Origin of the sequence: Pantoea stewartii subsp. stewartii, assembly GCF_008801695.1 — a bacterium.
Lineage (GTDB): Bacteria > Pseudomonadota > Gammaproteobacteria > Enterobacterales > Enterobacteriaceae > Pantoea > Pantoea stewartii.
Genome location: NZ_VZPF01000140.1, coordinates 1 through 5,731, shown reverse-complemented (window position 1 = coordinate 5,731; position 5,731 = coordinate 1). Strand labels below are relative to the sequence as shown.

General features: G+C 50.3%; 9 protein-coding genes, 1 tRNA gene, 1 rRNA gene and 1 pseudogene. 7 read left to right on the top strand and 5 right to left on the bottom strand.

Annotation, left to right across the window (positions count from 1 at the left end):
• Positions 1–123 precede the first annotated feature (123 nt).
• The 3 genes from F7Q90_RS24460 to F7Q90_RS24450 are packed head-to-tail and all read right to left on the bottom strand — an operon-like array spanning position 124 to position 1,389.
• Positions 124–270, bottom strand: a complete 147-nt coding sequence (locus F7Q90_RS24460; RefSeq protein ID WP_249042839.1) for a hypothetical protein — start codon at positions 268–270, stop codon at positions 124–126.
• A gap of 10 nt (positions 271–280) precedes the next feature.
• Positions 281–1,180: a YqaJ viral recombinase family nuclease gene (locus F7Q90_RS24455; protein ID WP_044241221.1), complete on the bottom strand. Its 900-nt coding sequence runs from the start codon at positions 1,178–1,180 to the stop codon at positions 281–283.
• The gene (locus tag F7Q90_RS24450) at positions 1,177–1,389 is read right to left on the bottom strand and encodes a hypothetical protein (RefSeq protein ID WP_006117554.1); all 213 of its coding nucleotides are present in this window, start codon (positions 1,387–1,389) and stop codon (positions 1,177–1,179) included. Before F7Q90_RS24450 ends, F7Q90_RS24455 begins: the two co-directional genes overlap by 4 nt.
• A 127-nt stretch (positions 1,390–1,516) precedes the next feature.
• Between F7Q90_RS24450 and F7Q90_RS24445 the strand changes: the two genes are divergently transcribed.
• From F7Q90_RS24445 to yafC, 7 genes and pseudogenes are all read left to right on the top strand, one after another.
• Positions 1,517–1,762, top strand: coding sequence for a hypothetical protein (locus tag F7Q90_RS24445; RefSeq protein WP_044241215.1), 246 nt, complete (start codon positions 1,517–1,519; stop codon positions 1,760–1,762).
• 432 nt (positions 1,763–2,194) lie between these two features.
• Positions 2,195–2,674, top strand: a complete 480-nt coding sequence (locus F7Q90_RS24440; protein WP_335671948.1) for a pentapeptide repeat-containing protein — start codon at positions 2,195–2,197, stop codon at positions 2,672–2,674.
• Between the two features lie 7 nt (positions 2,675–2,681).
• Positions 2,682–2,780, top strand: a pseudogene (locus tag F7Q90_RS27765) (transcriptional antitermination N peptide); the annotation flags it as partial.
• Positions 2,781–2,782: 2 nt separating this feature from the next.
• Complete coding sequence (locus F7Q90_RS24435) at positions 2,783–2,998, top strand: hypothetical protein (RefSeq protein WP_006117551.1); 216 nt, start codon at positions 2,783–2,785, stop codon at positions 2,996–2,998.
• A 109-nt stretch (positions 2,999–3,107) separates the two neighbouring features.
• On the top strand, positions 3,108–3,353 hold the full coding sequence (locus tag F7Q90_RS24430) for a hypothetical protein (protein WP_071988716.1): 246 nt from the start codon (positions 3,108–3,110) through the stop codon (positions 3,351–3,353).
• A gap of 417 nt (positions 3,354–3,770) precedes the next feature.
• Entirely contained in the window at positions 3,771–3,902 is a 132-nt protein-coding gene (locus F7Q90_RS27690; RefSeq protein ID WP_006117549.1) for a hypothetical protein, read from the top strand.
• 54 nt (positions 3,903–3,956) lie between these two features.
• Positions 3,957–4,889, top strand: a complete 933-nt coding sequence (yafC, locus tag F7Q90_RS24425; RefSeq protein WP_044241206.1) for a DNA-binding transcriptional regulator YafC — start codon at positions 3,957–3,959, stop codon at positions 4,887–4,889.
• Positions 4,890–5,293: 404 nt separating this feature from the next.
• Here the strand turns inward: yafC and F7Q90_RS24420 are convergent.
• Both F7Q90_RS24420 and rrf read right to left on the bottom strand, forming a co-directional pair.
• A tRNA-Asp gene (locus F7Q90_RS24420) sits at positions 5,294–5,370 on the bottom strand.
• 236 nt (positions 5,371–5,606) lie between these two features.
• A 5S ribosomal RNA gene (gene rrf / locus F7Q90_RS24415) occupies positions 5,607–5,722 on the bottom strand.
• Between the last annotated feature and the right edge of the window lie 9 nt (positions 5,723–5,731).

Below are 5,731 nucleotides of genomic sequence, written 5' to 3'. Positions count from 1 at the left end.
AATGGAGGCGAAGCGCCTCAAGGAGCCATGTCCGGTGTTTCACGCGATAGTGTCCATTAAAAAATGATGGACACTATTTTCCCGGAACCGGAGCCCGCTGCACAGACGGTTTAAATGTGACGCTTACGTCATATGCTTAGGTAGGGCCAGGGCAATTTGAGCCTTGGTATTTGGATCGGCCATAAGCTGAGTCAGCGTTTTTGGTTTTCTTTCCTGAGCAGACGCGACTTCGCCTCCGGTCGCTGCGGATTTTAATGCTGCTGAAGACATAATTTATTCCTTACTTAACGCGGAAAACGCGGGATTTTGAGGTTTTCTTGAAAGCGTCATAAAGTGACGGATGGGCCTCTTTGAAAGCTGCTATATCAAATCGTGTGGAGTTTTGTGTTCGCCATGTGGCAAGCTTCTTACCATCAAGACTGATGTAAGAGTTGTCCTGCATAAAGATTTTCAGTTTCTGTTCAGCGAATTCGATCTCATCCTTGAGCTCTTTCTGTTTTGCTTGAAGCTCCCGAAGCTTAAAGAGGGCATCCAGCGCCTTTCCATCTGCTTCGATGCCTGTTCCAACATCCCTGTCAAAAACCCTCATCACATCGCCAACAGATGATATTGGCGGGGGAGTTAGCGTCGTTACCATTTCCCAGAACTGAATTTCTTTGTCTCTTATGGCTGCTATCGTTTCATTATCACGTTCCACGCGATAAACACGAAAATCATCAGCGCCAATCAGCACGCCAAAAACACAAACCTTTTTACCTGTCACCATGAGTCCATGCATGGCTTGTGCCGTGTAATAGACAGGTATTGAGTCTGTCTGTTGCTCCCCCCATTCTCTGGCCTTGAATGGGCTACACGTTTTAATCTCGATGTTTTCCCCGCTTTCTGCCTCAGCGTCTATTTCAGCGGCTATGAAGGGAAGTTCAGGATCAATGTAACGCTCTCCGCGCCTGGCAATTACCAGGCCTGTTTCTTCAGAGAGCAAATCAATAACGTACGGCTCCATCCGTTGCCCGCGAGTAAAAATCTTTTGCTTGCCTGGAGAGGGTGGCTCTTTACGGGGTTGGACTTTATCAAGATAAACATCAAGCGCCGTTCGCCATGGTGAAATACCCAGTATTCCGGCGACATCACTGCCGCCGATATATTTCGTTCTGTCCATATTACCTACAGATTGCATCACGCCACCTCGTCAAAGCTGTTTTTACTGGTCCAGATTGCAATCGCCCGCTCAAGCCGGGCCAACTTCACCATCATGTCGCGCAGGAACGCCTCAGCCTCAATGTGCTGATCGTCATCGTCATCGAACATCTCAATGGCGGGGTAGTCGTAGAAGCGCTGCATAAACTGGCAGGCGGGCGCAATCAGTGGGTTAATCTTGTGACGTTCCATATTGTCATCGACTTCCTTGCCGATGCGCTCCAACTCATCATCAGGATACGTTTATCCACTCGCTAACAAAGAGAATGTAAATACGCAGCTTCAAGCCCAACCTATTTCCGCGCCTCAGGAGAAAAAAATGGAAGCAACAAATTTATCAAGTTCACCCGAAGCACTCAGAAAACAGGCTGAGCAACTTCTCAGGGCGGCAGAAGAAGCAGAAAAAAAACGCTTTGATACTGACTTCCTGAATAAAAAGCTAGCTCCGGTAAAGCTTGAAATATGCCAAGCGCACGGTTTGATTCAGCGAAAAATGGATGAGCTAATTGACGCGACAGACCTGCTAAATAAAGCCGTCCAAAAACTTAAAGACCTGTCGGTTTAATTTCAGCCTGAAAGTATCCCGCGCTATCAACTCCCCTTCTCTGCGTGAGAAGGAAACAGCAGGTTCAGCCTGCCTCCGGCTTTGTTGAATAATAGGTAATCATTCTGTTTTGTCTGCACTGTTTTGGTAGAAAACGCTGATGCCAGACAGAACACTGTCATACGCAAGCATGTAACGCATTGATTTTATGTTATCTGAAACAACCGTTTTCATAGTACCACAGCATAAAATCCATTTATTCAACAAAGCCCCTTCCTCCCAGAAGTAGCTATCTACTCAGCCGGATTTCGTAACGGTCGCAAATGTGCGACTCACATCATCAAAGGATAAATCATGAACGCGACCGAATTACAGAAAGTGCTTGAAGAACACAAGGTGTGGCTTGCATCGATGCGTGAAAGCGGATCGAGAGCCAACCTGCGCGATGCCTAGCTGCGCGATGCCAACCTGTGCGGTGCCAACCTGCGCGATGCCGACCTGCGCGATGCCGACCTGATCGATGCCGACCTGATCGATGCCGACCTGCGCGGTGCCGACCTGAGCGGTGCCTACCTGCGCGGTGCCTACCTGCGCGATGCCGACCTGCGCGATGCCGACCTGCGCGATGCCGACCTGAGCGGTGCCTACCTGCGCGGTGCCGACCTGCGCGATGGAGATCTTCTTCCTGAGCAGACGTTTATCATCACGGGCTATGCATATCACCTCCAAATTACCAACGGTGAGTATGTTAAGGCCGGATGCCAGAACCATACAGCAGAGCGATGGCGCAAATTCACTAAGCGTGAGATTGCAGAGATGGATGGTCGCAAAGCGCTGAAACTCTACCCGCGCCTGTTGGACGTCATCGATTTTTATCTTGGTAAGGGTGAGCGACCTGATTGGCTTAGCGAGCCTGGTAGCGATGAAGAATAATCACCCTTCTCTGCGTAGTAAGCATGAGAGTGGGTCAGCTTGTTTGCCAGAGGTTGCGAAATACGCCGCTGGATATCGAAAAACCAAATCAATCACCGCGAGGTAGTTATGGAGTTTAAAAAATTCGACTGGGTTATCTGGTCTAGTCAGGCCGCCGGACGTTGGAAAACAAAGATTGGATTCATCACCCATATCCATACCGACAGAGCCGGAAAAGTTATCGGCTATGACGTTCAGGTTCCACCACGCGAAGGATCTAAAGCAAAGCCAAAAATGTATTACCCGCGCATTTCAGCTTTAAAGCCTTATCAAAAGTTAGATTAACCAATATTTACTGGAGCACCCCCATGATATCCACTGAGAATTTTTGGCTAGGCTGGGCAGTCTTTGTGGTTATGGGAGTGTGTGTTTATGCGTTTGTTTAGGGGGTTGCATGAGTGAGTTCAATGGCGGGCCAGCCTTTCCTTATTCTGGAGTGCACAAAGGGGAAAAGGAAAACCACATCGTCGATAGCCACGGTATGACGCTGCGTGAATATTTTGCGGCAAAGGCTATGGCTGCATACATCTCTACCGCAGGTGCGCCTTGCATTGTTGGCGGTCTGGATGGTGCGGAAGACGAACTTGCACGGCAGTCTTACAAAATGGCCGATGCAATGCTCCGCGCCCGGGGCCAGTAACCACTACAGGAGGCAAAGGATGGAATGGTATTGGTATGTAGGCGGTTTGGCTTTGGTTTTCTTGCTTCTGCGATTCACGTAATTAATTGAGTGACACCGTAAAGCTGTCTGCTTAGACGGCTTTGAGGTGCTACGCACCAACGCCTTTAGAGGGGCTCAGACAGTAAGAAAGAAGTACCCACCAGGGGCCGCAATGGCCCCTTTCTTTTCCCCAGGTTAAACCAACTATTTCATGAGGTATCCCATGCAAGAACTAATGTTCGCAGGGGCGGCATCGGGCTGCCCAAAACACACCGCTCCAGCTTCTTTAAATCACTTTCGCCTGACTGGCTCCGACGTTATGCACTGGCAACCAAAGAGCCGCTTACAGCAGCTGTGGGAGCGCCTGGTGCAGGTCATTACACAGGAAGGCAACCCATGATAGCGCCAGCCGAACAATATCGCCGTGAGCAGGAAGCTCTTGAGCGCCAGCGCGACCAGTTGGAGAAAGCAAAGGACTTCGATTTTATCAGCATGATGCTTAAGGCTCTTGGAATGGGAGATAAGTGATGAGATTCAACATTAAAGCAAAGCGCGAGATTCATGATATAGCTGACAACCTTCCTGAAGGCATCTTCTGAAGAACTCAAAGTATTTGTCAGCGTGGTTGAAAACGGGAGCTTCAGCCGCGCGGCGGACACCTTGCAGATGGCCAATTCCGCCGTCAGCCGCACGATCAAAAAACTGGAAAATAAACTCGGACTGGCTTTACTGACGCGCACCACACGCAATCTTGCGTTAACGCAGGAAGGAGAACGTTATTTCCAGCAGGTTCAGCATTTTCTTCAGGTGAAGACGGCCGCAGAAGACGCGTTGATAGAGAGCCGTCATGCGCCCAAGGGATTGTTACGTATTGATGCCGCCACTCCCGTCATACTGCATCACCTGATGCCCATGATAAAAGCTTTTCGGGAGCGCTATCCCGAGATTGCCCTTTCACTGATTTCATCTGAAAACTTCATTAATCTCATCGAGCGTAAAGTCGATGTGGCGATTCGGGCAGGCAGCCTTACCGATTCAGGCCTGCGGGCACGACTGCTGTTCACCAGCTATCGCCGCTTTATTGCCTCTCCCGGGTACCTGGAGAAATATGGTATTCCTGTGTGCGCAGCCGATCTGGATAATCATCAGTGTCTCGGTTTTATTGATGCGCCACGTCTTAACCGCTGGCCAATCGCCTGTGACGATGGGGAACTTTACATCATCCGTTCGGAACTGGATTCTAACAGCGGAGAAACCATCAAGCAGCTTTGTCTGGACGGTAATGGGATTGCCTGCCTTTCTGATTATATGGTGCATAAAGAGATCGCTGACGGAAGTCTGGTGGAGATCCTGGCCGATCAACGTTTACCGGTAGAGATGCCGTTCAATGCTGTCTATTACAGCGATCTTGGCGTAAGCCAGCGCGTGCGTGCCTTTATTGATTTTTTAAGCGAATGGGTAGTAGAGCAACCCTGGCATATACAGGCTCAGTTACAGCCGTACACCCACCCCTGAAAGCAGTAATTTCCCTCCCCCTGACTGTTTAAACATCATCTTCTGATGACGTTTACAGCGCAAATCCAGCCGCGTTTGCAGCCGTTCTGCGTCCCTGAAAGCGCAGGAGGGCGTAAGCGAATACGGCGTCGTGAGAATGACCGCCTGATGGTGTAGTGCAAAGAGGGTGAGGTGAAGCCGGACCTTCAATACGCCTGTTTTGAGCGTTAGTCGAGGACAGACCGGAATGTCCGCAGGAAGATTATGCAGCCGGGAGAGTGCGCGGAGGTAATGTCTTTTATATTAAGGAAAGGACTGAGTAGCACGCCAATGCGCGATCAATAAGCTGTGAAGTGATTGCCCTGGGCTGGTTGCCGTAGAAATGGAAAAAGCCCTGACCGTTAAGTCAGGGCTTTCCAATTAAGTGGCGGAACGGACGGGGCTCGAACCCGCGACCCCCTGCGTGACAGGCAGGTATTCTAACCAACTGAACTACCGCTCCACCGATTCTGTACTGATCGCAGAAAAACGTTCTGCTGTCAGGTGTTCCGCCCTTCCGCGTCACCGGTAAGGTCATGACCAGCGTGCTGGTCTTAAATTAATGCCTGGCAGTTTATGAATCACGCTGTGATTCACCCTTCGCGCCGCTGCGTAGCAGCGTTCAAAAGCATTCGCTTTGTCCTACTCTCTGTCGAGTAGCGAACTGCCCGAAGTTACGTGCAGGTTTTTTAATTTAATGCCTGGCAGTTCCCTACTCTCGCATGGGGAGACCCCACACTACCATCGGCGCTACGGCGTTTCACTTCTGAGTTCGGCATGGGGTCAGGTGGGACCACCGCGCTACAGCCGCCAGGCAGATTCTG